The organism is Tenacibaculum gallaicum (assembly GCF_003387615.1).
GTDB lineage: Bacteria > Bacteroidota > Bacteroidia > Flavobacteriales > Flavobacteriaceae > Polaribacter > Polaribacter gallaicus.
Genome location: NZ_QUNS01000003.1, coordinates 256,053 through 281,190, shown reverse-complemented (window position 1 = coordinate 281,190; position 25,138 = coordinate 256,053). Strand labels below are relative to the sequence as shown.

The following is a 25,138-nucleotide window of genomic DNA, read 5'->3' as shown; positions in this document are numbered from 1 at the left end:
ACTTCTATATAATTTTTTAGTCGATATAGTATCCTTGTTTAGCGTACTTAGTTCTGTCGAAAGAAAAAAGTTGAGCAGATATAGGTTGATTACTTTTAAACTTAGTAATTGTAAAGGTAGTTTCAGCTCCGTTAGAGCCTATTTGGGTTAATTTATAAATATGCTTTGTTTTAGCATCGATACCTAATTGAACTTTTACAATATCAGAGTTACTATCAATAGGAGTAAGCTCTATATATTGAACTTTACGTCCGTTACTGTTCTTTAAAGCTCCCATTTGGTAATTATATCCTTCTTTGTAAAAAGTTAATAGTTTAGAAGGGTAAATAAAACCGTCTTCTTCATCTAAATTACCGTTGTTGATACTAACTTCTTTTTCATCTTGGTTGATAACAACTAATTTTTTTCCATCAAAAATAAAGGTGTTTCCAAGATAATCTAAGTTGTATTTTTCACCAGATAAGGTGATTACTCCTCTGATAGGAGGGTCGTTGGTAATGCCTGCTTCTCTATTTATTAAAGATGAGTTAAAACCGATAACCATATTTCTGTAGGTGCCCATTTTGTCTGAAACTTCATCAAGCATTTTTTTTGCTTCAGAAGAATTTGTTTGCCCCATAGCACTAATGCTAATACATAATCCAATAAATAATAATCCTATTTTTTTCATCGTCTTTCTTGTTTCCACTTTCGGAATAGTTTATAATTATTAATTTTTTTCACTCTCTAATAATTGCTCTAAAGCAATTAAATCTGGTACAAGTACTTGTCGTGCTTTACTACCTTCAAAAGGACCTACAATACCTGCAGCTTCTAATTGATCTATCAATCTTCCAGCACGATTGTATCCTAACTTTAATTTACGTTGCAATAACGATGCCGAACCTTGTTGCGCAGTAACAATAACTTCAGCTGCATCTTTAAACAGTTTATCCCTGTCTGCAATATCAACATCAAGATTTGTGCCACCTTCTTCACCAACATATTCTGGTAATAAATATGCTTCAGGGTAGGCACGTTGAGAGCCAATAAAATCAGTAATTTTCTCTACTTCAGGAGTGTCTACAAAGGCACATTGAATACGTATAACATCATTTCCTCCAGAATATAATAAATCACCTCTACCAATTAATTGGTCTGCTCCTGGAGCGTCTAAAATAGTTCTAGAGTCAATTTTTGAAGTTACTCTAAATGCAATTCTAGAAGGGAAGTTAGCTTTAATAATACCTGTAATTACATTTACTGATGGACGTTGTGTTGCTACAATTAAATGGATCCCAATAGCACGTGCTAATTGAGCTAAACGTGCAATAGGAGTTTCTACTTCTTTACCCGCAGTCATAATTAAATCAGCAAACTCGTCAATAACCAATACGATGTATGGTAAAAAGCGGTGTCCGTTTTCAGGGTTTAGTTTACGAGCCTTAAACTTAACGTTATATTCTTTAATATTACGAACCATCGCATTTTTGAGCAAGTCGTAACGGTTATCCATTTCAATACACAATGAATTTAAGGTGTTTACTACCTTAGTAGTATCAGTAATAATGGCTTCAGAATCGTCTGGTAATTTTGCTAAATAATGACGTTCTATTTTGTTGAATAATGTTAATTCTACTTTTTTAGGATCAACCAATACAAACTTTACTTCCGCAGGATGCTTCTTGTATAAAAGTGATGTTAGAATAGCATTTAATCCTACCGATTTACCTTGTCCTGTAGCACCAGCCATTAATAAGTGAGGCATTTTAGCTAAATCGATAACAAAAGTTTCGTTTGAAATCGTTTTTCCTAGAGCAATAGGAAGTTGCATTGGCGATTCTTGGAATTTTTTAGAAGCAATTACTGAATGCATAGAAACGATAGTTGCTTTCTTATTTGGTACTTCAATACCAATAGTTCCTTTTCCTGGAATAGGGGCAATAATACGAATTCCTAAAGCTGAAAGCGATAAAGCAATATCGTCTTCTAAATTTTTAATTTTTGAAATACGAACTCCAGCTTCAGGTACAATTTCATATAAAGTAATGGTTGGACCAACTGTAGCCTTAATTTGAGCAATACCAATTTTATAGTTTTTTAAGGTCTCTACAATTTGATTTTTCTTTGCTTCAAGTTCAGTAGGGTCAACAGAAATACTTTCGTTATATTCTTTTAGTAAATTGAAAGAAGGGAATTTAAAGTTTCCTAATTCTAACTTAGGATCAAATTCACCAAAATCTTTTACTAATTGATCGGATAAGTTTTCAGAAACACTTTTTTCTTCTGCAATTTTTTCAATAGCAACTTCTACTTCTTTTTTACTTTCTTCTGATATTTTTGATGATGGTTCACCAGTTTGAGTAATATCTAGAGAAATTTCTTCTTTTTTCTCATAGTCTGAAGTTTCATCAACACCAGAGTAGTTAGAAATAGTTGGTTGTAAATTTTCTAATGATAATTCAAAGTCTGATTTATCTTTTTTAGACTCTTCATTTTTTGGACTTTCGGTATTGTTTACATCAGTGTCATTTAAAATAGTTGAATCATCTCGGTTTACTTTTGTAGAGTTTTCTACAGTGGTTGCTTTATTTTCTTTATGAACTTTTACTTTTTCACTAATTGCTTCTGGAGTAATACTAAAACGGATAATTAGATAGGCAACCAAAAAGAAAATGAGAAGAATAGCTAATCCTGTTTTGCCTAAGAAAGTTTGTAAATATTCATTTAACTCAAAACCTATAACTCCTGACAATAGGGCATGTTTTTTTTCAACAAAACCAAGAGCAGTAGCAAACCAAAGCATAATTAAGATACCCCAGTTCCAGGAAATTATAAGTCTTTTTAGGTTGGTTTGTAATAAAATTCTAGCTCCTGTTAAAAATAATGTTATTGGAATGATAAAAGCACCTAAACCAAAACCTTTGTATACAAGAAAGTTACTTAGTTTAGCTCCTATTTTACCTAATAAGTTTTTAGTAGGGATAGTTCTGTTAGCAAATTGATTGAGTGTGCTTTGGTCTTCTTGCCATGAGAAGAAAAAAGAAACAAAAGCAACAGTTAAAAATATAGAAAACAATATCAGAAAAAAACCTAAGATAGTTTGGTTTTGTCTGTTTGAAAAAAAGGATTTAATCCTTTTAATAATAGATTTTTGAGGCTGTTTCTTTCGAACAGTTGTCTTCTTTTTTGCCATGTATTTTTGTTAGAAATAAATTGAACGCTACAATATAGCTATTATTTTAGGAAGGTAAATTATCCCAGCAATAATTAATGATATCATAGCTGCAAATGCAGGAGCACCTGCAGCAATATCTTTAATGAAACCTATTTTTTTATGATAATCAGGATGTATGAAATCGGCTACTTTTTCAATAGCAGTATTTAAAGCTTCTGCTACTAAAACTAATCCGATAATCAAAGTTTGAATCATCCATTCAGTAGAAGAGATTTTTAAATAAAAACCCAATAAAGTAGCTATTAAACCAAAGAAAAGTTGTGCTTTTATACTGTCTTCAGTGGTTATTAATAACCACATTCCTTTTAAAGCAAATTTAATACTACGTATGCGTCCTTTTAAAAAGCCGTCATTCGGATTCTTCATATGTTTTTAAAGTACTTTTAATGCAGCTTCGTAATTAGGCTCATCTACAGTTTCACTTACCTGTTCTGTATATATTACTTCTCCATTTTCGTCAATAATAACGATGCAACGAGAGTGCAAACCAGCTAAAGGACCTGAAATAACTTCTAAACCATAATCTTTACCAAATCTTCCTGCAGCAAAGTCAGATAACATAACTACATTCTCAATACCTTCAGCACCACAAAAACGACCTTGGGCAAAAGGAAGATCTCTTGAAATACATAAAACTTTAGTGTTTTTTAAATCAGCAGCTTTTTTGTTAAACTCTCTAACAGAAGTTGCACAAGTACCTGTATCTACACTTGGAAAAATATTTAAAATTAATCGAGAACCACTGAAATCGCCTAAGTTTTTAACTGATAAATCAGTAGCAACTAGCGAGAAATCAATTGCTTTGGTTCCTGTTTTAGGTAGGTCTCCTATTGTTTCTATTGTATTACCTTTTAGTGTTATTGAAGCCATTTTAATATGTGTTTTTTAGAAAATCAAAAATAAGAATAATAAAATAACTAAGAGGAAAATTCTAAGTTTTCCTTATGATTTTAAATTCTTTTAAAACCAAGAAGTACTCTTTTTCGTAGGTATGATTAAGTAGAAATATTAATTAAAAAATCATAATTTATGAAAACTTCAAACCTTTTTAAAGTAACAGTTTTAGCAATCACTTTATTTGCTGGCAGTAGTATTACAGCACAAGAAAAAACAAAAATGGTTGGAGGAGCAGAAATGTATCCATCTAAAAATATTGTACAAAATGCTGTAAACTCTAAAGACCATACAACATTGGTAGCTGCTGTTAAAGCGGCAGACTTAGTAGATGTTTTATCAAGTGAAGGACCTTTTACAGTTTTTGCTCCTGTAAACAAAGCTTTTGAAAAATTACCAGAAGGAGTAGTTGAAACGTTATTGAAACCAGAAAATAAAATGAAGTTACAAACTATTTTAAAGTATCATGTTGTTGCTGGTAAATGGAGTGCAAATAACCTAGTAAAACTGATAAAAGAGAATGGTGGTAAAGTTTCTATAAAAACTGTTAGTGGAGGTGAAATTACAGCATGGATGAAAGGAGAAAATGTTTACATCTCTGACGCAAATGGGGGGAAAGCAAAGGTTACTATTGCAGATGTAAATCAATCTAATGGTGTAATTCATGTAATTAATAGTGTTTTATTACCTAAATCGTAAGCACGGAAGCAAAGTGTGATTATTCTGATGTTATAAGAACCGCTTTTTAAGCGGTTTTTATTTTGTTATAACCCTACGATTATTTTAGATAACAGTTGTATTTTTGCAAGCTGAAAAGAATACTAAATTGAATATTAAGCAATATACATCAGAGTTTAAATACAACTTAAAACTTGCAGCCCCAGTAATGTTAGGTATGTTAGGGCATACATTTGTGAGTTTTATAGATAATATAATGGTAGGACAGCTAGGAACTGCTGAGTTAGCAGCGGTTTCATTAGGGAATAGTTTTATGTTTATAGCCATGTCGTTAGGTATTGGTTTTTCTACTGCAATTACACCTTTAGTTGCTGAGGCTGATTCTTCTAATAATTTTACACAAGCAAAATCTGCATTTAAACATGGGCTTTTCTTATGTACAATGATGGGAATTATATTGTTTTTGGTAGTTTTCTTTTCTAAACCATTAATGTATTTAATGAAACAACCTATAGAAGTGGTTGAGTTGGCAATTCCGTATTTAGATTTGGTTGCCTTTTCATTAATTCCGATGATTATTTTTCAGGCATTTAAACAGTTTAGTGACGGAATGTCTATGACGCGTTATCCTATGTATGCAACGTTGATAGCTAATGTATTAAATGTAATATTAAACTATTTACTTATTTATGGAAAATTTGGCTTTCCAGAGTTAGGAATAGTAGGTGCAGCATATGGAACTTTACTATCAAGAGTTGTAATGGTAGTGTACCTATGGTGGTTGTTGAGTAAGAAAGAGCGATCTAAACGTTTGGTAACTAATATTAAAATTTTTGTATTAGATACTTTAATGATTCGAAAAGTTATCAATTTAGGTACACCAAGTGCTATGCAAATGTTTTTTGAAGTAGCTATTTTTACAGCGGCAATTTGGTTAAGTGGATTGTTGGGTAAAAATCCTCAAGCAGCAAATCAAATAGCGCTAAATTTATCTTCTATGACATTTATGGTAGCAACAGGATTAAGTGTTGCTTCTATGATTAGAGTTGGAAATCAAAAAGGTTTACAAAACTATAAAGAGTTACGAAGAATAGCATTTTCAATTTTTTTCCTAGGAACTATATTGGCTGTTATATTTGCTACTTTTTTCTTTGTTTTTCATAAATCATTACCAAATTTATATGTTGATTTAAGCGATGCTGAAAATTATGCTGATAATATGGAGGTGATGAACATTGCAGCAAATTTACTAATTGCAGCCGCAATTTTCCAAATTAGTGATAGTATTCAAGTTGTAATGTTAGGTGCTTTACGTGGTTTACAAGACGTTAAAATACCTACATTAATAACTTTTATTTCGTATTGGGTAGTTGGTTTTCCTATTAGTTTTTTCTTTGGTGCAAAAGACATGTATGGTAGCTTTGGTATTTGGCTTGGGCTACTTGCTGGGTTAACTACAGCTTCTGTTTTATTATTTATACGATTTAACAAATTAACTATTAAACTTATTAAAACGAAACATCATGAACTTACCTAAATTTTTATTAGCAGATAATAGTGAACATCCAGAAGATATTTTTGTATTACATACTGAATATCCTCGTTTTTTAATCAATTTAAAAGATGATGAAATTGAATGGTTTGAAGATTTATCAAACGAGAATGAACAAGATCTAGCTAATGAATTAGAAGGGTTAATTGAAGCTGCAGGATTGTTTTACGATGTAGAAATGGAAGGATTAGATTAAAAATTAGTCTTCTAAAAATTCAATAGGGTTTAGATAAAACATTTTTTTCCATCCTTGCTTATCTGAACCTATTCTCCATATATAAGGTATCAATGTAAAGATAGAGTAGTGTAGGTGAGGGGCTTTTCCAGCAGCATTCCCACTAGTTCCTACAGTTCCAATTACTGAACTTTTGTTTACAAAAGTTAAAGAAGATGTTTTTACGTTTTCTAAATGTGCGTAGTAGTGTAGTCTCCATTTTGGACCTAAAACTAGTACTGTATTTCCGCCCATACTTGTTTTTCCAGAAAATAAAACTACTCCAATAGTAGAAGAGGTGATTTTAGTATCTTTCTTAGCAAAAATATCTACTCCTTTGTGAGTAACTGATTTACCCCAAGGGTAATACCAAAATGATTTTGGGTTGTAGTCGGATTTGGTAGCTCCATTAACAGGCATTTTTAAGTTTTGAGGAATTAAAAAGCCTGTTAATAGAATTACTAAAATAATAAGTGTTCTTTTTTTTATTTTAATTGTTCTTACCACCAAAGCTCTTTTTCTTCATCTTTCCAAATAATTAATCTGAAATCTTCATAATGATTTCCATTACCAATGGTATGTGTATCTCTGTGTCCTTTACCTAACTTTAATTTATGAAGAATTCCAGCATAGGTGCTTACCCATAAAGTCTGCTCGTTATCAGAAATTGTAATACCGCTTATGGTAGAGCCAAGATAGTGTCTCCAAATACAGTTTCCGTTTTTATCAAAAGCTTTAATGTATCCGTAAGCATCACCTAAAATATAATAATCTTTAGTGGTTGTACCAACATATACTCTCATTTCATCATCAATAACTTTAAAATTATCTGCTTCATCTACATAAGATTCAACTTCTAATCCGTTTAAATTTTTAGCATCAACTCCGATGGTAATTCCGTTATAAAAATGACAAGAGTTTGTAATAAGTTGTTTGTCGTCTTTAGAAAATAGACAAAAATGAGGATAAGAAGATTGCGGGCCAATTTCTCCAATTTGATTTCCTTCGTTATCTAATACTCGATGATCAAAAGATTGATCACCAACTACAATATATTTATTATCGTTTGATAAAGTTGCATTCTCCATGTCTAAGTATGGCTCCCATTCCTCATCTTCTAAATCAGGTTCAGGATGTACCATATTTATCGAGTTTTTAGAAACGATATATATTCCTTCTGAAGTAGTTACTAACACTTTTTTACCATCGTTAAAAGGTGTCATATTTGTGATGCCTATTTTATGTAATTCTCCAAGTTCAAAAGTTTCTATAATAGTTCCATCCCATTCCTTGCGTGTAATTAATGTTTTTGGAGTTTTAATGGCAAAAATGTTGTTTTGATGAGATTTTCCAATAGCTTCAATAGTACCATCTAACTTAATAAGTGTTCTATTGTCTAAAAGATAGGCTTGCCTTTTTTGATAAGCGCTACCTGTTACAAAAACAATTTTTTCATTTTTAATAAAGCATAGTTGCTCTATATTTTGTCCTTTTTCTTTAAAATATTTTATTAGTGGAGTATGAGCTGGCGGGCATTGTTCTCTAAACTTTTCAACTTGTTCGCTTTTATTAGCTTCTCTTAATTTTTGTATTATGGTATCCGCTAAATGATCACGGTTATCTTCGGGTTCATTACCTTTCCAGTTGTCCCAGCCATGTTCTTCACCAAAAGCAACCATTTTATTTACCTCAGAGGCATAAGTTTCGCCTATATTATACCATTCTTGTTGTATTTCTGTATCGGTTTTTTTAATAGTTTCCATTATGCTTTCTGTATATTACAATTTTAGTTTGTTTCGTTTGCTAATTTTTGAGTACTGATATCTAAAAATTTTTGATAAGATTTTAGAGCGTTATTACCCTGCATATTTGGTTTAGGGTAGTCTTTAAAAAGATTAAAAAGACAATTGGCTATGTGAAAGGGAGTAGTTTGCCAGTTTTTCTTAGAAGAATTTATAGCGCAAGATTTTGCTAAAAGTTTAACAAGTGTATTATGTACTATTTTATTATTATTAGTTGAATTTTTAACTATTTTGAGTAAATGAAACCTAAAGGTATCAAAACGTCTGTCTTCTTTTTCTAAAACTGTATCTATATAATTTAGAATAGGAAGAGTCCCTTCTTTATCAAAACTTCTAAGAAAATCTAATAGTAAATATTCATCAAATCCTTTATCGGTAATTACTGATTTTTCAGAATTAGCTATCTTATTGTATTCATTTAACCAGTAAATGATTTCATCGTTGGTAGAAAGATTAGAGATACTTTTTTTTATCGCTATTTTTCTTTCTTCTTCATGTTCTTCTTCATGAATTGTGATTTCGTATCTATTTAAAAACTGTTCATGAACTTTTTTAGGGTTCAGGTATTTAGAAGATTCTTCTTCGATTACTTCTGCTCTTTTTGAGTCAACAATAGTGGTAAATAGTGTAATGTTATTTCTTTCGTTACCTTTACCAAAGAAGAATTTCTGATCCAATATCTTTAGAGCATTTTGCATAGCTTGCATCACAATATCACAATATCTATAAAAGTCTAGTTGCTCTTCCATAAGATTCATTATAGGGTATATCTCTTTTAGATGGCTACTGTCTATGTGAATCCATTCAAAAGGGCTCCAACGTAAATACTCATCCATAGAAGTGTTGATTTCAGATTTATAATCCTTTAGTCGTTGAAGGTGGCTTTGTGTAGAGTTTGCACAAATACAAATAGATGAAGCATCATCTGTTGTGTATAGAGCAAAAGAGAAAAAGTTTTCATCTGGAAAATTATTTTTGAAATCGGTATATGTCTTTTCAGTAGCTTTAGCAAGCTTAAAAGATAATTCTTTTTCAGTTACATTCATGTTGACGAAGTGAATAGTTAAGTGTTATTCGTAATAAAATTATATATTAGAGCCAATCTGCTTCAATTCCTTTTTCTTGAAATTCTTCTAAAAGCGAGTCATTCTCGCTATAAAGAAGAGAAATACTTTTTAAGTTAGGAAGTAATTTAGCATCAACAACAGAGTTTACGCTAAATACATCATCTTCACCATCCCAAAAAGGAATAATTTGCCCATAGATTTCATCACCACCATCCATGTGTAGTTCTTTAATATTGGTAACCATTTCCGAAGTGATTTTTAAGTTTTTAAAATATTCTAATACTTCAGGAATAATTTCGTAACCTTCTTCTTCAATAACATCATAAGCTTCTGAATCGGATAAGTTTCGTTGTTTTGCTATAAATTCGTACACATCTAATTTAGGCTCTAATACTTCTTGAACGTACATTAATTCATTAATTATAGCTAGTTTAAAGTTTAATTCTTTGAAATTTAATTGATTACTCATAGTCTACTTTGTGTTTTTATTAGTAAGAGGCTAAGTGTAGAAAACACTTAATAGCTTTTTTGGGTGAAATTATTTATAAAAGCAAAGGCAATCGATACAAAATTTGTTAAAAAAAATATAAGGTTGGTTTATGAGTGATGATTGAAGTTTTGAAAGAAACGCAATAGTGTTTTTTTTATCACTATTGCGTTTTAGGTCTATTTAGTTATTTGATGTGTCCAAAAAGCACCACTAATATCAGTTATTTTCAATGTATATGTTCCGTTAGAAAGATTTGAAAAAGCTTGATTTTTGAAAATCATTTTAGCTTTAGCTCCTAAAGGAATAACCAAACTATGTTTGCCTGGTTTTATTTTAGCAACATAGTAATTTGAGATGTTTTGATTAGCTAAAGAGGCTAAGTCTTTTTGAGAATACTGAATAACAGTATTGTTTTGTTGGTTTGATAATTCAACAGAGATAACCCAAGAACCATAAACATCAACACCCTCTGTTCTAAAAAGGTCAAAAGAAAGTATATCGTTACTAATTTTACCTGCTGTTATTTCTAATTTAGGTTTTACTGATTTGTTATGAAGTGTTCCCCAAACTCCGCCATGAAATACTTGGTTAGTGAATAAGGTCATTCCTAAAATAGCTAAGGATCCTATTAAAACAAACCTTGGAAAAATATGGTTCTTAATTGGTATAACACCTGACCCTAACCATGCAAACCATTTCTTTTTAGTAAAGGAAAAATTGTTTTTTATAAAGTAGTTGTCTATTGAATATTTACCGCTACCTGTTAAAAAAAGTACATAACCTGTTGCAATCCCTAGTACACCAATTTGCCATTCGTCAAGACATGTTGTGCCTATCCAACCAGAGCCAAGGAGAATTCCCATTGCTAACCCAAACACACCTATACTCATTATTCTGGTAAATAAACCAAATATGATGAATAGGCCTACAATCCCTTCAATAATGGTGAATATTACCATGTTTAACCATAAGATGTCAGGATTTTCTACTAAATATTGAATAAGTGGTTTAATGCCTAAAGCGTTTGGGAGAAAGTGGTTGAATTTCTCTCCAATATACCCTGCTACTTCAGGATCAAGTTTATTAGCTAAAATTGTTCTTCTCCAAAAGGCAGAAAAATATGTCCAGCCAATAACCAATCGTATAGCAAGAACTAAAAGTCCAGAATCATTTTTTATATTGTTGTTAATCATTGTTTTTATTTAAGTTAAGTGAGGCCAGCTATTTTAAACTTAAAGCATAGCCATGAGCTACATAAGTATTGTTTATGTAGGTTGTTATTGTTTTACTTGTGATTGTTAAGTTCTACTTTTTATTAAAGTAAAACTATTAAGTGGAAAGTAGGGTTAAAGATAAACCTTAAAGTTTTTAAATAAAATATAAAGAGGAACTGAAGGTGTAAGAAACCTCTTTTTTTTGTAATTGGATACTGTTTCGTTAGGTATGTTTTCAATAAACTGAACAGAAAAGTTAAAAGTTCTTACAAAAAACAGTTGGAGCACTTTAACTGATGATGATACTTGTATTAGCGACTCATCTACAATTTTACTACTATAGCAGCTTAAGTTGCTAGTAGTTGTTTGACTTTTGCTTGAAACCTCTGTAAGTGGAACATTAAGTTCCGCTTGTATAAAGTTTCTAACCTTACAGGGAGAAAATAGTAATAAAAATACTAGCCCTACTATAGGAAATAGGGAAGAGGTTTTTGATATTTTGTTGTGTTTTCTCACATTGTAAACTTATAAAATAAACGGAGTGTTGTGTGTTATAGTTTTCTTAATAAAGTTACTGTATTTGTAAATGTTCCATTTCTTTATCAACTAAAGTCTTTTTACCAACAACTTTAAAGCCTAGTTTTAAATACAATTTTTTAGCATTAGGATTGTTTTTATCAACTAAAAGACCTAATGTTTCATTCTTTTTACGAACATATTCATCAATTAAAAACTGAAGCATTTTAGAACCGATACCTTTACCTTGGTAATTAGGGTTTACGCCAATACAATCAATGTAGTATTCTCCAGACTGTGTTTCTTTTTCGTATACTAACTTTTGGTTAAACATAGTTTTCATTAATAAAGCAACTGGTATTCTAAGCTTTTCTAAATCTGCACCATTATATACGTTTGCTGCAGTAATAACTTTATTGTTATCTTCTATGACCCAGCAGTTTTCATAAGAATATTGGTTGTTTTTTTGAATAATTAATGATTCTAAAAAGTGAAGAGCTTTTTTTGTAGAGTTTTCTCCAATAAATTTATAAACAATCTCTTCCATTGCTAGCATCATACAGGTAGCAATTTCTTTAACATCCTTAGTAGTAGCTCTTCTAATAATCATTGTGAATTTTTAATTAATTTTACCTCTAACCAGTCTAACACTCATACCTAAGGATTTTCCTTTATGATTTTTTATATAGGTTATAATTTTCTCTCTGTTTCCAGATACAGCAAACCCTTCTTTAAAACTAATGTAGCTAGCGGTATTTTTATTAGGTGTTGTAGAGCTCCAAAAAGCATAGGCTCCATTTCCCCAGAAGGAAGTAGAGTCAATTTCAATAAAATGTTGTTTATAGTTAGCTCTATCTTTTTTGTTCTTATTAATAGATCGATATTCTTTTATGTTCGGAACTCTCCAATTGTTGAATCCAGCATAATTAATAGAGTTCATTTTTTCTTCCCATTCAAAAACCTCTTCCCACTTATTTAAAAATCTTTTTTCAATAACGCTAAAATCTTTTTTCATCCAAATTAAGTTTGTGGTAGAATCCAATACAATTAAAGTAGAATCGATAGTCTTTTGATTATTCTTAGGAGTAATTTTTTCTATTTTTACTTTAGGTTTCTTTTTAGGTTCGTTATTTTCTTTTTTAGTGTTCTTACATGAAGAAAAGTTAAGTAGTAAAACAGCAAGGATAAGTATTCTCATTTTCTTAAAATTTCAATTTTTGCAAATTTATGAGTCTATAAATTAACTTTTCCTGTTTTATTTAAGTTTATGTGCTAAGATCGGTATCTTCCCATTCAGTACCGTTAGAAAGTATCCATGTTAACGAATGTCTACGTTCATGTATAACTCCTCCATTTCCAATAGGGTCGAAGCCATCAGGAGCAGTGTTTCTTCCTAGTTGAGCACTTCTTACTGCATTATGTAAGCAGTAAAATAAATCTTCTTTTTCTACCAATTTTTCTTCTTCTAGAGTGTGTTGCTGAGGAAGCCAATCACTAATTAAAGTATCAAGTGAGCATGTATGATTTATTAAGATTTCTTGCATTTGCTCTCCTGTCATCATCTGACCAGAAATTTCAGGTTCATCATAACCAAAATACCATGCAAGTGGCCATGCGTTTTCAAATTTCCAACCAATAGAATTTCTTAATTCGATATCATTTCTAGAAGTATCAAGTATTTCTTTTTCCTTTGGGGTCATGTAACCAAGAAGTTTATTTTGATTAATGAAGTTAATGATTTTTTCGTCAGGTAAGTTTTCTGAAGATACCATAAGCCATAAAACAAGAGCTTTTATAGCGTGAAGTCTTCCTGCAATTTCGTCAGCAGGTCTTAACTTTGTTTCTCTGATTGTAGGGAGAGAACTTGCAGGATGAAATCCAGCGTCAAGACAAATAGTAATCGATTGAGATCTAACTATTGAAGAGTCTTTTTGAGTTGTTTGAGGTTTTGGAGTATTATTCTTTGAAGTTTTTTTGGTGTTAAACCATCCCATAGTTTGTTTTTTTGGTGAAAGTATTTATAATAATAATAGGTATTGTTATGAAATTTGTTAAAATATAGTAAAGACTGATAAGAACTTTATGTTACTACTGTTTTAATGAATCGAAACTATTTGATAACATGCTTTTATCATATAAACAAAGTTTAAGTTATTTTGCTTGTAATGAGTTTAATATATTGTAAATGACAGCTCTATTAATTTCAAGGAAATTTCCAGTTCCGAGAAAAGTTTGATGTGCTTGTTTAAAGTATCTATATTTGAGCTCTTAATGAAAATGATTTTAGATGTTAGATTTTGTGATTATTGGTGGTGCACAAGCAGGTTTATCCATGGCTTACCACTTAAAAAAGATGGAAAAAAGCTTTATAGTAGTAGACGGAGAAGAAGAAGTAGGAGCCTCTTGGTTAAATAGATGGGATTCTTTAAAATTATTTACACCAACCGAATATAATCATTTACCAGGTTTAAAATTTAAAGCACCTAAAGGTCATTATCCGACTAAATATGAGGTTAGTAATTATTTTAAATCGTATGTAAAGAAGTTTGACATTCCTGTACAATTGAATACGTTAGTAACCTCTGTAAAAAAAACGGTAAAAGGGTTTCATATCATCTATAATGAAGGAGAAATTGTAGCAAAGAATGTAATTATAGCAACAGGTCCATTTCATATACCGTATACACCACCTTGTCACACCAAATTATCTGATGATATATTGCAAATGCATAGTAATTATTATAAAAATAGTGAACAGTTGCAAGAAGGGGATGTGTTAGTTGTTGGAGGAGGAGATTCTGGCTATCAAATTTTAGATGAGGTTTCTAAATATAAAAACTCAAAGAAGGTTTATTTTTCAGGGGATACTAAGGTGAAAACTTTACCACAACAATTTTTAGGTAAAACCCTGTGGTGGTGGTTTACGTTAATCGGGTTTTTAAGGTTTAGTAAATACAGCTGGATAGGCAAAAAAATAAGTACATCATTACAACCTGTAATTGGTACTGATGTAAAAGAAATTTTATCTCGAGAAAATGTAATTACAGTAGGAAGAACTAAAGATGCTTTAGATAACGAAGTTGTTTTTGAAAACAAAAAAGTAACTTCCATAAAAAATATTATTTGGGCAACAGGGTACCGTCCTAATTTTAAGTGGATAGAAGGCTTGGAGTTAGATTCAGATAACTACCCCAAAAACTATAGAGGGGTGAGTAATATTGAAGGATTGTATTTTATAGGTTTACCTTGGATGCATACACGTGGTTCTGCTACTTTAGGAGGTGTGTCAAAAGACGCTAGCTATTTAGCTGATATAATTAGAAAAAAATAAATTTTTGTACATAAAAGCAAAGCCACTAATACTATGAATTATTAGTGGCTTTGTTGTATAAGAGATAAAATGTTATATCTAATAAGCTTGATTACTTAACTAAGATACTTAAAATTTTAGCACTTAAAAACAATCCAAACCCAAATACAGCATGTGTTATTAAACTCATTATTTGAGCTTTAATAGGATGAGGAGTGTTAGAAGCAGCAATTCCTAATCCAAATGCAGGTTGCATAAAAAAGAAAGGAGCTATAACAGTTATAATTCCTATAATTAAAGCTGGTGAAAACGTAGGGTTTTCAAGCCATTTTTTGCCAAAAAAAAGGACTAAGAATAAAGCAAAAGTGATACCAATGGCGTAATGTGCAACCCAACCAATTATGTGTTCGTGTTTTATGGAAGGAGCGGTAAATATTGTGTGGTGAGAAAATTTACCATTAAAAAAATGCCCAATCCAACGACCAAGAAATTTATAATTAAGAGTTTTAATGCCAAAAGCATTTAAAATAAAAGAATACACATCCATAGTTATTGTAGCTCCAATGCCTACTAAAATTGTTTGAAACAAACTGCTCATGTTTTTTTTTAAACAAAAATATAGTGAGTGTAGTTAAGTGTGATAGGACAAAACAGAAATATAATAGGATAAATTAATAAAATTTAGTTGCTTTTAAACTATTCTGGTTGCAAATACAAACTAAAAAAACTTATTACATTCGCAATATGGAACAAACAACAAATACCATAGTAATGGTTCGTCCTGCAAGTTTTAGGATGAATGAGCAAACAGCAGTAAATAATTATTACCAGCAAGAATTGTCAGGAATGTTACCTGCATCAATAAATGCCAAGGCACAAGAAGAGTTTGATGCTTTTGTGAAAAAATTACAAGCTGTTGGAGTTACTGTAGTAGTTATTGAAGATGCTAAGGAACCAAACACACCCGATGCATTGTTTCCGAATAACTGGATTTCTTTTCATGAAAATGGTGATGTAGCTATCTACCCGATGTTTGCAGAAAATAGACGCTTAGAGCGTAGAGAAGATGTGTTAGAGATATTAGAAGAAAAAGATTTTGTAATAGAAAATGTTGTAGACTATTCGGAAGCAGAAGAGGAAGAAGTTTTTTTAGAAGGAACTGGGAGTATGATTTTAGATAGATACAATAGAAAAGCCTATTGTACCTTGTCTCCACGTGCCGAAGAAGAGTTGTTTATAGAATTTTGTGAAGATTTTGAATATACTCCTGTAATTTTTACAGCAAACCAAACAGTTGAGGGTAGGAGAGAAGCTATTTATCATACAAACGTAATGATGTGTGTCGCAGAAACTTTTGCGGTGGTATGTTTAGATTCGATAGATGATAAAAAAGAAAATAAAAACTTATTAAAGCATTTAAAGTCGGACGGAAAAGAAGTTATTGCTATATCAGAAAAGCAAGTAACACAATTTGCAGGAAATATGCTACAAGTTAAAGGAACGAATGACGAACGTTACTTGGTAATGAGTTCTTCTGCTTTTAATTCATTAAATCCAAATCAAATTAAAGCTATAGAAAAGTATTGCAAAATATTACACAGTTCTCTAGAAATTATAGAAAACTGTGGTGGAGGAAGTGCTCGCTGTATGATAGCTGAAGTTTTTTTACCAAAAGCCTAAGCAACCATAGTATTAGAAACTTTATAGTTTTTATAATACTGCATTAAAATAAAAGAACAGATAACTGAAGAAGCAATCCCTTCAATAGCTAAAGCAAATACAACTAGTGGTAAACTTAAATTCTGACCCCAAAAAGAAGACTGTTCAAGTATTTTCATAAAATCAGGATCAATAAAATCTACATATATAATTAACCCTAAAATGGTTAAAGCTACAGCAATTATAGAAGTTCCTATTCCTAATAAAAAATTAGTAAAATATAATGATTCGTGGTTTTTAACGATATTGGTTTTTATAGCTCTATTAATACCATAAAGAACGAAAGCAAAGTTTAAAAAACGTAGTTCGGAAATATCTTCTAATCCAAAAATTTTCATAACTAAAAAAAAGCTAACAATACCTGCAAAAATAAGCAGCGCATTGTTAAAGATGATTTTATTGTTCGCCATAATAGTACATTTTAAGAGTTAATCGTCTTAAAAGTACAAAATAAAGATATGAAAATCAATTATTTATAGTAAAGCTTCTTTTAAAATTGTTACAGGGTGTTTTGCTAAACGTTTTGTTCCGTCATAAATTTGATGACGACAACTCGTGCCAGCGGCTACTATTTCTGTACTGGTTGAACAGTTTCTAATCTTAGGAAACAACGTATCTTCACCCACTTGCATACTTACTTTATAATGTTCTTTTTCATACCCAAAAGAACCAGCCATACCACAACAACCAGTATTCATAATAGTTACTTTGTAATTCTTAGGGATATTTAAAACTGAAAAGGAAGCATGTGTGCTTGACAAGGCTTTTTGATGACAATGTCCGTGTATTTTAAGTTCTTTTACGGTATTACTAAATTTAGCTGTATCAATAGTTCCTTTTTTATGCTCTGAGGCTAAAAACTCTTCAATAGTAAAACAGTTTTCAGAAAGTTTTTTGGTTACTACTTTATCATCCGCTAAACGTAAGTATTCGTCTCTAAAGGTTAAAATAGCTGAAGGTTCAATTCCAATAAGAGGAGTTTCTTCAGAAATCAATTCTTTAAAAGTGTTCACATTTTTATTTGCAATCTCTTTAGCTTCTTTTAAAAAACCTTTGGAAATGTAACTACGTCCGCTTTCTTCATGATCCACAGTTTTTACTTCATATCCAAGTTTTTCTAATACAACCACAGCATCTTTACCTATTTCAGCATCGTAATAGTTGGTAAATTCATCGTTGAATAGATATACCGTTTTATTGGTAGGTTTAGTATTGTGTTTTTTCAACCAAGCACTCAATGGTTGTTTAGCTAATTTAGGAACGGAACGTTCTGTAGCAACTCCCATCACTTTTTTAGCTAGGGTGGTGTTGGTAAAGAAATTTGTTAGTACAGGGAACTTACTACCTAGTTTGTTATATTTAGAATTGTTAGCAAACAATTTACTTCGGAAAGAATACCCATTTGTTTCTTGGTATTGATATAAAAACTCTGCTTTCATCGAAGCAATATCTACGTTACTCGGACATTCGCTAGCACAAGCTTTACAGCTTAAACACAAATCTAAAACTTGTTTTAATTCTTTTGAATTAAACTTATTTTTAGCAGTATTGTTAGTTAAAACTTCACGTAATGTATTGGCTCTAGCACGAGTAGTTTCTTTTTCGTTTCGAGTTGCTCGATAACTAGGACACAAAGTACCGCCAGCTTCAGGAGACTTACGACAATCACCTGAACCGTTACATTTTTCAGCCAACTTTAAAATACCTTCACTATCTGAAAAATCTTGAATAGTTTCAATAATAAGTTCACTTCTATCAATTTCATAACGTAAGCTTTGATCCATCGGAAAAGCATCCGTAATTTTTCCTTTGTTGAATACATTCTTTGGGTCAAATGCCTTTTTTATTCTTCGCAGCAATTGATAGTTTTTATCACCAATCATCAGCGGAATAAACTCTGCACGTACAATACCGTCACCATGTTCACCACTAAACGACCCTTGATACTTCTTAACTAATTCAGCAGTTTCGGTAGTTATTTTTCTAAACAGTACAACATCTTCCTTTTTCTTTAAATTTAAAATAGGACGTAAGTGTAGTTCACCAGCTCCTGCGTGTGCGTAATACACCGCTCTTTGCTGGTACTTGTCCATAATTTTAGTAAATTCCTCAATATAGGTGGGTAAATCTTCTAAGGCCACGGCAGTATCTTCAATACAAGCCACCGCTTTATCGTCTCCAATGATGTTCCCCAGTAAACCTAAACCAGCTTTTCGTAATTGATGTACTTTTGTGATGTCTTCACCATACACTTTTGGATAGTGGTATCCGAAGTTGTACGTTTTTAAATCTTCAATAAGTTTGTCGGCTAGTACCTCTGCTTCTTCAATAGTATTGGCAGAAACTTCTAACATTAACACTGCTTCAGGGTCGCCTTGTAAAAAGAAGCGATTCTTTGCTTGTTCACGATTATTTTTGGTACAGTCTAAAATTACCTTATCCATTAATTCACAAGCATAAAGCGTGTGTTTCATGGTGATAACGGTAGCTTTTAAACTTTCGTTTATACTGGTAAAATGCGGACATACCATAATACTTTGTGTAGGAGGTAAGTCGTCTAGTTGAATAGTAATTGCCGTTGAAAAGACTAAGGTTCCTTCACTACCAGATAAGAACTTTGCGGGATTGATGGTTGGTTCTGTCCCGCCAAATAAATTGGAAGTTAAAAACTCATCAACAGCATATCCTGTATTTCTTCGGTGAATACTTTCCTTTGGAAATTCTTTTTTTATTTCTTGCTGGATAGCTTCTTGAGAAAGCTCTGTATAAATAGCACGATAGATATTTCCTTCTAACGAATTTTCTATTTTCTTTTGATTGAATTCAGCTGAAGTAATTTCAGAAAAAGTAACTTCACTACCATCACTTAGTAAACCTTGAATAGCAATTACTTTATCACGAGTAACTCCGTAACGAATAGAAGTACTGCCTGAAGAGTTGTTACCTACCATTCCGCCAATCATACAACGGTTAGAGGTTGAGGTATTTGGACCAAAAAACAATCCGAATGGTTTAAGGAAGCGGTTTAAATCGTCACGAATAATTCCTGGTTCTACCGTAATGGTTTTGTTAATTTCATCAAAAGCCAATATGTTGGTAAAGTGTTTAGAAACGTCTACCACAATACCATCTCCTACACATTGTCCAGCTAACGAAGTTCCCGCAGTACGCGGAATTAAGGTGATATTATTTTCAGTAGCAAAATTAATTAGTAGCTGAATATCCTGTATATTCTTAGGGTAAGCAACTGCTAATGGGATTTTACGGTATACCGAAGCATCGGTAGCATAAATGTTTTTATGTAGGTCGTCAAAAAATAATTTGCCAGTTAATGATTTTTTGAACGTTTCTAGTTGCGCTGTCTGTATCATTTATATAATAACCTAGAAAGGTGTTGTATTGTTAAATTATTCTATTGGAATGTGACGTTTAAAACAAGTATCGAAACATATAAAAGTATCGGTTCCTGCCACTCCTTTAATCAAATGTACGTTATCGTATAGTATTTTTTGTAAATGTTCATTGTCTCTAGCAAAGATTAAAATAAAAATAGCGTAGTAGCCAGAAACAAAGTTACATTCGGTTATTTCTGGTATTTTTTCCAACTCATGCATTACTTCTTTAGCAAAGCGAGCTTCACGTAATCGAATACCTGTGTATGATTTGGTTTTATAACCTAGGTTCTTTTCTTCTAAAACAAACTCAGCATTTTTAATAACACCTTCAGCGGTTAGCTTTTTAATGCGCTGATGAATTAAGGAGTTGGAAACTTTTAATTCTTCCGCAATTTGCGAATAGGCTTTACGAGCGTCTAAACGTAATTTTGAAAGTATTTGTTTGTCTATATAATCAAATTGATTTTCCAAAAGAATAATTTTGTTAGAATAAACTTAATATAAGCTACAAGATAAACAATCGTTTTTAACGAAAAAAGTGTAGCCGATAATGCAAATATACGGCTACACTTTTTCAATATTCGATTTTATGATTAAGCATTTATTACTGACAAGCAGTTTTGTATGCTTTCATTTTGCATATCTTCATACCATTTTGTTAACTTATAAACAGGTTCACCTAAATCTTTTTCAAATAATAATTGATTAGAAGTACCTTGATATTCACGTTTAGCATCATCTGTTCCTAAGTTTGAAGCAAAAATTCCTGCTGCACTTACAGGTAAGAAGTCTTCGTAGACTATCGGTTCCATGCTTAAATAACCATCCTCTAATAATTGGTTTACATCTGCTTTTGTATACACTTTATCTTTAGATAAAGTTTTTATTTTATTGGTGGTAAAGTAATGGAAATAAGCTAACTCTTTTAATTGTAATTCTTTGTAGTTATCAGGAAAAACTTTAAAATTTTCTGTCAATAATTCATTGTATTTTAAGGCATTTTCGGCAGTTGGTGATCCACCAATAGCTTTACGTGTTTTACCTAACAGCTCATGATACAGGTCAAGCCCTTTTTGAGTTAATGCTGCACCACGTTGTTCAATCTCACCAAAACGAGCTTTGTGTTCGCCTATTTCTTCTTTTTCAACATTATTTTTAAAAGTTACTTTTTCGGTCAATGCTTTAAAACTTGTTTGACGTAGTAGAATAGGACATTTTCTTGTAGGAGGTCCTTCTATATTATCTTTTGGTGGGATATTACGATCCTCCATACTTACTTGAACCTTATCGATATCTAAAGTTCTAGGAGTTAGGTGATTGATGTGAGGTCCTTTGAAGGCAACTACATCAGCAATTAATCTGTGTTGGTTTAGTAAAGCTTCGTACATTTCATAATCTACGGTAGCAGTATCGTGCCAACGAAAAGTTTCTAAAGCTTCTTGAACAAAGGTTTCGGCATCTTCTTTATTTAAACCTCCTTCTTTTTCAGATTTATCAATGAGTTGTAAAACTTTTTCTGTAAAAATTTGACGTTTTTCTAAAATAGTTTGAACATTGTTACGAAGCTGAACATCATCAATTAAATCTATACGTAATAAAGAGGTAAAAACTCTGAAAGGAGCTTGATTAAGAGTCGTGTTTTCAATAGCTCTAAACGCCGTAGAATGAACAGGAACACCTGCTGTGGCTAAGTCATAGTAACCAACAGAATACATTCCCATAACCTTAAATAGACGTCTCATTGTAAATAGCTCATAGGGCTTACCTAAACGAATTGCTCCGTGGCGTTCCATATCCAGTCGAGTTAATTCTCCAGTATGTGCTAGCTGTTTTTCAATTTCTTTAGACTCTGAAAGAACACTTTCATTAATGTCATGAACCAAATCAAGTAGTTCACCATAAAGTGGTACCTCTTTCTTGTACATATCAGACATAATTTTAGAGAAGCGGTTACGAATGTACTCTGGAGAGACAAATTCTTCAGTTGTATTAGTAAAACTTTCTAGTTTATTTTTTGATGACATAGTTTATTAAGATTTGCTACAAAATAAATGAATTTAATTTTTTTTAGCACTCATAAAAGTGAATTATGTTTTATTGGTGTTTGTTTTGAGTCTATTTTATTTTTTATGTATGTTTTTTAAAACCAAAAAGACATTTTTTTACTAAAAAAATGTTTTTTAAAAGTCAATTTGACTTTGTTTCAATATATGAACCTTAGTAAAATATTTCAGAGTTTTTTTGTTCTCAATTATGATGTGTTGGTAACGATAAGTTTTGTTCTATAATTATATTTTTTTGTTAAAATTTTATTTGTAAGTGTTTCATTATTAGTAGGTAGTGTTTTTGTTTCGGAAAAAATAAATTTTTAGGGTAGGTAATTTAAAGATAAGGTTGTCTTAAGGCTATAAACAAATAAAATAAATACATGAAAGCATTACAAAAAACAGTGTTATTATTAAGTGCAACCTCATTAATGTTATTAGGAACTTCTTGTACTAGCGACGAAGGAAATAATGAAAACTTAAGAATTAAAGCGTCTTCAACTAATACATTTAATCAAAGCAAAATTGCTTCAAAAAATGTAAATAATGCCGAAGTAACCATTTCTGAATTTAAACTAAATATCACAGAAATAGAGTTAGAATTTGATGATAAGTACCAGGATACTATGAATGACAGTATCATAAGTTCTGATGATGAAATTGAGTTAAGAGGACCATTTCAGTTAGATTTGTTAACTGGAACATCAAACATTACTTCTTTAGAACTTCCAAAAGCTGATTACGAAGAAATCGAGTTTGAATTTGATAAAAATACAGATGAATCTAGTGATATGTTTAACAAAACAGTTGTTATTAAAGGCTCTATAAATGCTGTACCGTTTATCTTCTGGCACGATTTTGAAGAAGAAATTGAAGTAGATTTTGAAAACGAAATGACTGATATTATCGTTTCTGAAAGTTTAACTGAGGTAACTGTTAATTTTGACCTAAATACTATGCTAAGTCAAGTAGATTTATCTACAGCTATTGATGGCAATGAAGATGGTACTATAGAAATTAGTCCAGAAGATGTAGATGGAAACAAAGATTTAGCTGAATTATTAAAAGAAAAACTAAAAACTGCAGCAGAGTTATTGGATGACTAATCATTACAATATAATTAGCTGTATTAAAAACCTGCGATACTTAGTGTCACAGGTTTTTTTACATTATTCAGAATAGGTTAAACCAGCTTGAGCTTCTAGTAAATAGCCTAATATTCCAAAACCTATGTTTGAATATTCATGATTAGTTCCTGGTGTGTTCTCAAATTCTATTCTGTTTTAAGATATTCTTTTAAGATATTCTTTTAAGTCTTCTTTTTTATAATTTTTATATGGGTTAGACTGATCAACCTTTTCTAGATTTAAGTTTGACGGTAACTTAGGTATTCCTGATGTATGGTTTGCTAATTGTAGTACAGTTATTTTGTTATTAGCTATAGGAAAGTTAAAATACTTTAGTTATAGAACCTATTTCAAATATATTATGAGAATTATTAGAGTATTGTAAAGTGTCATTTATGAGTTTAACACCATAATATGAGGCCTGACTATTTTTAATCTGTTGATAGAGTAGTGCTATATAAAATTAGTTACATTGTTTGAACTCTTAGTTTAGTAAATACAAACTGAATAGAGAGTTTGTAATGATTTTAAGAAGTAGGTAAGAACAAGCAATCATTTATAGTTATTGTTGGTAATTAGCTTTTCTCATTTCAGCAGTTATAAGTGGCTTAATAAATTTATAGTAACTCCATTCGGATCCTTTATAAAAAACCTTCTAACTCCCCAATTTTCATTAGTTATAGGATATACGATTTCTATATTCTGTTTTTTAGCGCGCACGTACCAATTATCAATATCGGTTACTTCTATTGATAAAAAAACAGATGAATTGTTTAATGGTTTGTTTTCCTCATTACGAAAAACGGAAATTTGTGCGGTCTCATTATTTCTTGATACAAAAGTTAAAATCCAACCCATATCCATCTCTAAATTCATTCCTAAAAAATCAGTATAGAACTCCTTACTTTCTTTTATGTTATTGGAGTAAATATTTGGTACTATCCTACGCATTGTTTTGTTAAGTATTTTTATTTAAACATTAACTTTTGTTCCGATTGTTTTTTTTACTGTATAAAAATTATAGACCATTGTTTGGTTAGTATTTAAATTGTTATTTTATATTCATTATTTACTTTTATTTTTTCTACCGATATTGAATACCAATATCTTTTCGGTGTTCTAGATATGCTTAATGACTTTAGGAGTGGTCGAAAAAATTGAAGATCTTTTCTTATTAAACAGTTCGTCTGGTTTTGTAGAAAGGCATTTGGTGAATTTTTAAGCAATCCAAAAAAATATAATCAACATAGTTTGTGCTAGCTTTATTGTGCTATTTTCTTTTTTTAGTTATTTTATGGTTTGTCTCGTCCAATAAACCTTGTATTTCCGTTTAGGAATTCGATTGCCCTTTCCACGTTTTTATCAATACTTTTTTCTGTTTTCAGAAATGATAGATATTTCAAAATTTCCTTTTGTAAGGATGGTGCTAAACTATCAAATATTTTTCTTGCGCTCTCATTCTCATTCAATGCCTTTCTGAACTTTGGATGAAAGGGTATTTTTCTCTCGCTTGAGTCAAACTCGATTTCAATTTTTGTCATTTGTCCAACTTCCTTTTTGGCAGACTTTCTCATCGGTGTGTTTAAATATAATCGCCAATGCCCGCTGTATTTTATCAAAGTCTGTTCAAATTTATTTCCTTCCACTTTGATATGGACAGGGATTTTTCCTTTGTTTTTCCCTGCCTTTTCAAAAAGATAGTCTAAAATATCATTCGGGATAAAAACGAATGGGTTGATTCCTATAATTTCAATTTTTGCTTTAAATGTTTTCATTCAAGCGATAACTTTTTAGCTTGTTACCAAGCTATTAACAATTTGTTCTCTCAAATATAGATAAATAAACATAAAAATGATGTTTCATCATTATCGAAACAACACCCAAAGCCTGTTCGTTTA

General features: G+C 31.1%; 26 protein-coding genes. 6 read left to right on the top strand and 20 right to left on the bottom strand.

The features are described from left to right. Window positions 1–16: 16 nt before the first annotated feature. The 4 genes from C7448_RS08185 to tpx are packed head-to-tail and all read right to left on the bottom strand — an operon-like array spanning window position 17 to window position 4,087. Window positions 17–670: a LolA family protein gene (locus tag C7448_RS08185; protein WP_115900876.1), complete on the bottom strand. Its 654-nt coding sequence runs from the start codon at window positions 668–670 to the stop codon at window positions 17–19. Between the two features lie 39 nt (window positions 671–709). Beyond that, a complete protein-coding gene (locus C7448_RS08180) occupies window positions 710–3,175 on the bottom strand; it encodes a DNA translocase FtsK (RefSeq protein ID WP_115900875.1) in 2,466 nt (821 codons plus the stop codon). A gap of 27 nt (window positions 3,176–3,202) precedes the next feature. After that, window positions 3,203–3,583: a diacylglycerol kinase family protein gene (locus C7448_RS08175; protein ID WP_115900874.1), complete on the bottom strand. Its 381-nt coding sequence runs from the start codon at window positions 3,581–3,583 to the stop codon at window positions 3,203–3,205. Window positions 3,584–3,589: 6 nt separating this feature from the next. Further along, the gene (tpx, locus tag C7448_RS08170) at window positions 3,590–4,087 is read right to left on the bottom strand and encodes a thiol peroxidase (RefSeq protein ID WP_115900873.1); all 498 of its coding nucleotides are present in this window, start codon (window positions 4,085–4,087) and stop codon (window positions 3,590–3,592) included. A gap of 159 nt (window positions 4,088–4,246) precedes the next feature. On the opposite strand from tpx, the gene C7448_RS08165 reads away from it, so the two are divergent. From C7448_RS08165 to C7448_RS08155, 3 genes are all read left to right on the top strand, one after another. Beyond that, the gene (locus tag C7448_RS08165) at window positions 4,247–4,810 is read left to right on the top strand and encodes a fasciclin domain-containing protein (RefSeq protein WP_115900872.1); all 564 of its coding nucleotides are present in this window, start codon (window positions 4,247–4,249) and stop codon (window positions 4,808–4,810) included. A gap of 127 nt (window positions 4,811–4,937) precedes the next feature. Then, the gene (locus tag C7448_RS08160; protein WP_211321898.1) at window positions 4,938–6,326 is read left to right on the top strand and encodes an MATE family efflux transporter; all 1,389 of its coding nucleotides are present in this window, start codon (window positions 4,938–4,940) and stop codon (window positions 6,324–6,326) included. Then, a complete protein-coding gene (locus C7448_RS08155) occupies window positions 6,313–6,537 on the top strand; it encodes a hypothetical protein (protein ID WP_115900870.1) in 225 nt (74 codons plus the stop codon). The genes C7448_RS08160 and C7448_RS08155 overlap by 14 nt, the downstream gene beginning before the upstream one ends. A gap of 3 nt (window positions 6,538–6,540) precedes the next feature. On the opposite strand, the gene C7448_RS08150 is transcribed toward C7448_RS08155, so the two are convergent. From C7448_RS08150 to C7448_RS08115, 8 genes are all read right to left on the bottom strand, one after another. Continuing rightward, window positions 6,541–7,062 (bottom strand): M23 family metallopeptidase, encoded by a 522-nt coding sequence (locus tag C7448_RS08150; RefSeq protein ID WP_245939456.1) that lies wholly within the window; start codon window positions 7,060–7,062, stop codon window positions 6,541–6,543. Beyond that, the gene (locus C7448_RS08145; RefSeq protein ID WP_115900869.1) at window positions 7,056–8,318 is read right to left on the bottom strand and encodes a hypothetical protein; all 1,263 of its coding nucleotides are present in this window, start codon (window positions 8,316–8,318) and stop codon (window positions 7,056–7,058) included. The genes C7448_RS08150 and C7448_RS08145 overlap by 7 nt, the downstream gene beginning before the upstream one ends. Window positions 8,319–8,341: 23 nt before the next feature. Next, entirely contained in the window at window positions 8,342–9,403 is a 1,062-nt protein-coding gene (locus C7448_RS08140) for a DUF4303 domain-containing protein (RefSeq protein WP_115900868.1), read from the bottom strand. Between the two features lie 46 nt (window positions 9,404–9,449). Further along, window positions 9,450–9,893 (bottom strand): DUF6892 domain-containing protein, encoded by a 444-nt coding sequence (locus C7448_RS08135; protein ID WP_115900867.1) that lies wholly within the window; start codon window positions 9,891–9,893, stop codon window positions 9,450–9,452. Window positions 9,894–10,090: 197 nt separating this feature from the next. After that, entirely contained in the window at window positions 10,091–11,107 is a 1,017-nt protein-coding gene (locus C7448_RS08130; RefSeq protein ID WP_115900866.1) for a TQO small subunit DoxD, read from the bottom strand. Window positions 11,108–11,699: 592 nt separating this feature from the next. Beyond that, window positions 11,700–12,254, bottom strand: a complete 555-nt coding sequence (locus tag C7448_RS08125; protein ID WP_115900865.1) for a GNAT family N-acetyltransferase — start codon at window positions 12,252–12,254, stop codon at window positions 11,700–11,702. 9 nt (window positions 12,255–12,263) lie between these two features. Further along, a complete protein-coding gene (locus C7448_RS08120) occupies window positions 12,264–12,842 on the bottom strand; it encodes an Lcl C-terminal domain-containing protein (RefSeq protein WP_115900864.1) in 579 nt (192 codons plus the stop codon). Window positions 12,843–12,909: 67 nt separating this feature from the next. Next, window positions 12,910–13,638 (bottom strand): DUF4272 domain-containing protein, encoded by a 729-nt coding sequence (locus C7448_RS08115; protein ID WP_115900863.1) that lies wholly within the window; start codon window positions 13,636–13,638, stop codon window positions 12,910–12,912. Window positions 13,639–13,931: 293 nt separating this feature from the next. Between C7448_RS08115 and C7448_RS08110 the strand changes: the two genes are divergently transcribed. Further along, complete coding sequence (locus C7448_RS08110) at window positions 13,932–14,975, top strand: flavin-containing monooxygenase (protein WP_115900862.1); 1,044 nt, start codon at window positions 13,932–13,934, stop codon at window positions 14,973–14,975. A 91-nt stretch (window positions 14,976–15,066) separates the two neighbouring features. On the opposite strand, the gene C7448_RS08105 is transcribed toward C7448_RS08110, so the two are convergent. Next, on the bottom strand, window positions 15,067–15,552 hold the full coding sequence (locus tag C7448_RS08105; protein ID WP_115900861.1) for a DUF2938 domain-containing protein: 486 nt from the start codon (window positions 15,550–15,552) through the stop codon (window positions 15,067–15,069). A 146-nt stretch (window positions 15,553–15,698) separates the two neighbouring features. Between C7448_RS08105 and ctlX the strand changes: the two genes are divergently transcribed. Beyond that, complete coding sequence (gene ctlX / locus C7448_RS08100) at window positions 15,699–16,634, top strand: citrulline utilization hydrolase CtlX (RefSeq protein ID WP_115900860.1); 936 nt, start codon at window positions 15,699–15,701, stop codon at window positions 16,632–16,634. On the opposite strand, the gene C7448_RS08095 is transcribed toward ctlX, so the two are convergent. The 4 genes from C7448_RS08095 to hglS all read right to left on the bottom strand — a co-directional run bounded on the left by C7448_RS08095 (window position 16,631) and on the right by hglS (window position 22,092). Next, window positions 16,631–17,083 carry a hypothetical protein gene (locus tag C7448_RS08095; RefSeq protein ID WP_115900859.1) on the bottom strand — a complete coding sequence of 151 codons (453 nt, stop codon included), beginning with the start codon at window positions 17,081–17,083 and terminating at the stop codon, window positions 16,631–16,633. The two genes, ctlX and C7448_RS08095, sit on opposite strands and share 4 nt — an antisense overlap. A gap of 63 nt (window positions 17,084–17,146) precedes the next feature. Then, window positions 17,147–20,044, bottom strand: a complete 2,898-nt coding sequence (locus C7448_RS08090) for an FAD-binding and (Fe-S)-binding domain-containing protein (protein ID WP_115900858.1) — start codon at window positions 20,042–20,044, stop codon at window positions 17,147–17,149. 36 nt (window positions 20,045–20,080) lie between these two features. Further along, window positions 20,081–20,539: an Lrp/AsnC family transcriptional regulator gene (locus tag C7448_RS08085; RefSeq protein WP_241210203.1), complete on the bottom strand. Its 459-nt coding sequence runs from the start codon at window positions 20,537–20,539 to the stop codon at window positions 20,081–20,083. A 122-nt stretch (window positions 20,540–20,661) separates the two neighbouring features. Next, window positions 20,662–22,092: a 2-oxoadipate dioxygenase/decarboxylase HglS gene (gene hglS / locus C7448_RS08080; protein ID WP_115900856.1), complete on the bottom strand. Its 1,431-nt coding sequence runs from the start codon at window positions 22,090–22,092 to the stop codon at window positions 20,662–20,664. A gap of 404 nt (window positions 22,093–22,496) precedes the next feature. On the opposite strand from hglS, the gene C7448_RS08075 reads away from it, so the two are divergent. Further along, window positions 22,497–23,219 (top strand): hypothetical protein, encoded by a 723-nt coding sequence (locus C7448_RS08075; protein WP_115900855.1) that lies wholly within the window; start codon window positions 22,497–22,499, stop codon window positions 23,217–23,219. Window positions 23,220–23,282: 63 nt separating this feature from the next. Here the strand turns inward: C7448_RS08075 and C7448_RS16160 are convergent, their stop codons facing one another. From C7448_RS16160 to C7448_RS08060, 3 genes are all read right to left on the bottom strand, one after another. Then, complete coding sequence (locus tag C7448_RS16160; protein ID WP_115900988.1) at window positions 23,283–23,390, bottom strand: serine hydrolase; 108 nt, start codon at window positions 23,388–23,390, stop codon at window positions 23,283–23,285. A 447-nt stretch (window positions 23,391–23,837) separates the two neighbouring features. Next, window positions 23,838–24,191, bottom strand: a complete 354-nt coding sequence (locus C7448_RS08065; RefSeq protein WP_115900854.1) for a VOC family protein — start codon at window positions 24,189–24,191, stop codon at window positions 23,838–23,840. Between the two features lie 341 nt (window positions 24,192–24,532). Beyond that, window positions 24,533–25,015, bottom strand: coding sequence for a YdeI/OmpD-associated family protein (locus C7448_RS08060; RefSeq protein ID WP_115900853.1), 483 nt, complete (start codon window positions 25,013–25,015; stop codon window positions 24,533–24,535). Window positions 25,016–25,138 lie beyond the last annotated feature (123 nt).

Coding starts and splice junctions, on each gene's coding strand:
- C7448_RS08185 (WP_115900876.1), bottom strand. CDS start 670: ATGAAAAAAATAGGATTATTATTTATTGGATTATGTATTAGCATTAGT.
- C7448_RS08180 (WP_115900875.1), bottom strand. CDS start 3,175: ATGGCAAAAAAGAAGACAACTGTTCGAAAGAAACAGCCTCAAAAATCT.
- C7448_RS08175 (WP_115900874.1), bottom strand. CDS start 3,583: ATGAAGAATCCGAATGACGGCTTTTTAAAAGGACGCATACGTAGTATT.
- tpx (WP_115900873.1), bottom strand. CDS start 4,087: ATGGCTTCAATAACACTAAAAGGTAATACAATAGAAACAATAGGAGAC.
- C7448_RS08165 (WP_115900872.1), top strand. CDS start 4,247: ATGAAAACTTCAAACCTTTTTAAAGTAACAGTTTTAGCAATCACTTTA.
- C7448_RS08155 (WP_115900870.1), top strand. CDS start 6,313: ATGAACTTACCTAAATTTTTATTAGCAGATAATAGTGAACATCCAGAA.
- C7448_RS08145 (WP_115900869.1), bottom strand. CDS start 8,318: ATGGAAACTATTAAAAAAACCGATACAGAAATACAACAAGAATGGTAT.
- C7448_RS08140 (WP_115900868.1), bottom strand. CDS start 9,403: ATGAATGTAACTGAAAAAGAATTATCTTTTAAGCTTGCTAAAGCTACT.
- C7448_RS08135 (WP_115900867.1), bottom strand. CDS start 9,893: ATGAGTAATCAATTAAATTTCAAAGAATTAAACTTTAAACTAGCTATA.
- C7448_RS08130 (WP_115900866.1), bottom strand. CDS start 11,107: ATGATTAACAACAATATAAAAAATGATTCTGGACTTTTAGTTCTTGCT.
- C7448_RS08125 (WP_115900865.1), bottom strand. CDS start 12,254: ATGATTATTAGAAGAGCTACTACTAAGGATGTTAAAGAAATTGCTACC.
- C7448_RS08120 (WP_115900864.1), bottom strand. CDS start 12,842: ATGAGAATACTTATCCTTGCTGTTTTACTACTTAACTTTTCTTCATGT.
- C7448_RS08115 (WP_115900863.1), bottom strand. CDS start 13,638: ATGGGATGGTTTAACACCAAAAAAACTTCAAAGAATAATACTCCAAAA.
- C7448_RS08110 (WP_115900862.1), top strand. CDS start 13,932: ATGTTAGATTTTGTGATTATTGGTGGTGCACAAGCAGGTTTATCCATG.
- C7448_RS08105 (WP_115900861.1), bottom strand. CDS start 15,552: ATGAGCAGTTTGTTTCAAACAATTTTAGTAGGCATTGGAGCTACAATA.
- ctlX (WP_115900860.1), top strand. CDS start 15,699: ATGGAACAAACAACAAATACCATAGTAATGGTTCGTCCTGCAAGTTTT.
- C7448_RS08095 (WP_115900859.1), bottom strand. CDS start 17,083: ATGGCGAACAATAAAATCATCTTTAACAATGCGCTGCTTATTTTTGCA.
- C7448_RS08090 (WP_115900858.1), bottom strand. CDS start 20,044: ATGATACAGACAGCGCAACTAGAAACGTTCAAAAAATCATTAACTGGC.
- hglS (WP_115900856.1), bottom strand. CDS start 22,092: ATGTCATCAAAAAATAAACTAGAAAGTTTTACTAATACAACTGAAGAA.
- C7448_RS08075 (WP_115900855.1), top strand. CDS start 22,497: ATGAAAGCATTACAAAAAACAGTGTTATTATTAAGTGCAACCTCATTA.
- C7448_RS08065 (WP_115900854.1), bottom strand. CDS start 24,191: ATGCGTAGGATAGTACCAAATATTTACTCCAATAACATAAAAGAAAGT.
- C7448_RS08060 (WP_115900853.1), bottom strand. CDS start 25,015: ATGAAAACATTTAAAGCAAAAATTGAAATTATAGGAATCAACCCATTC.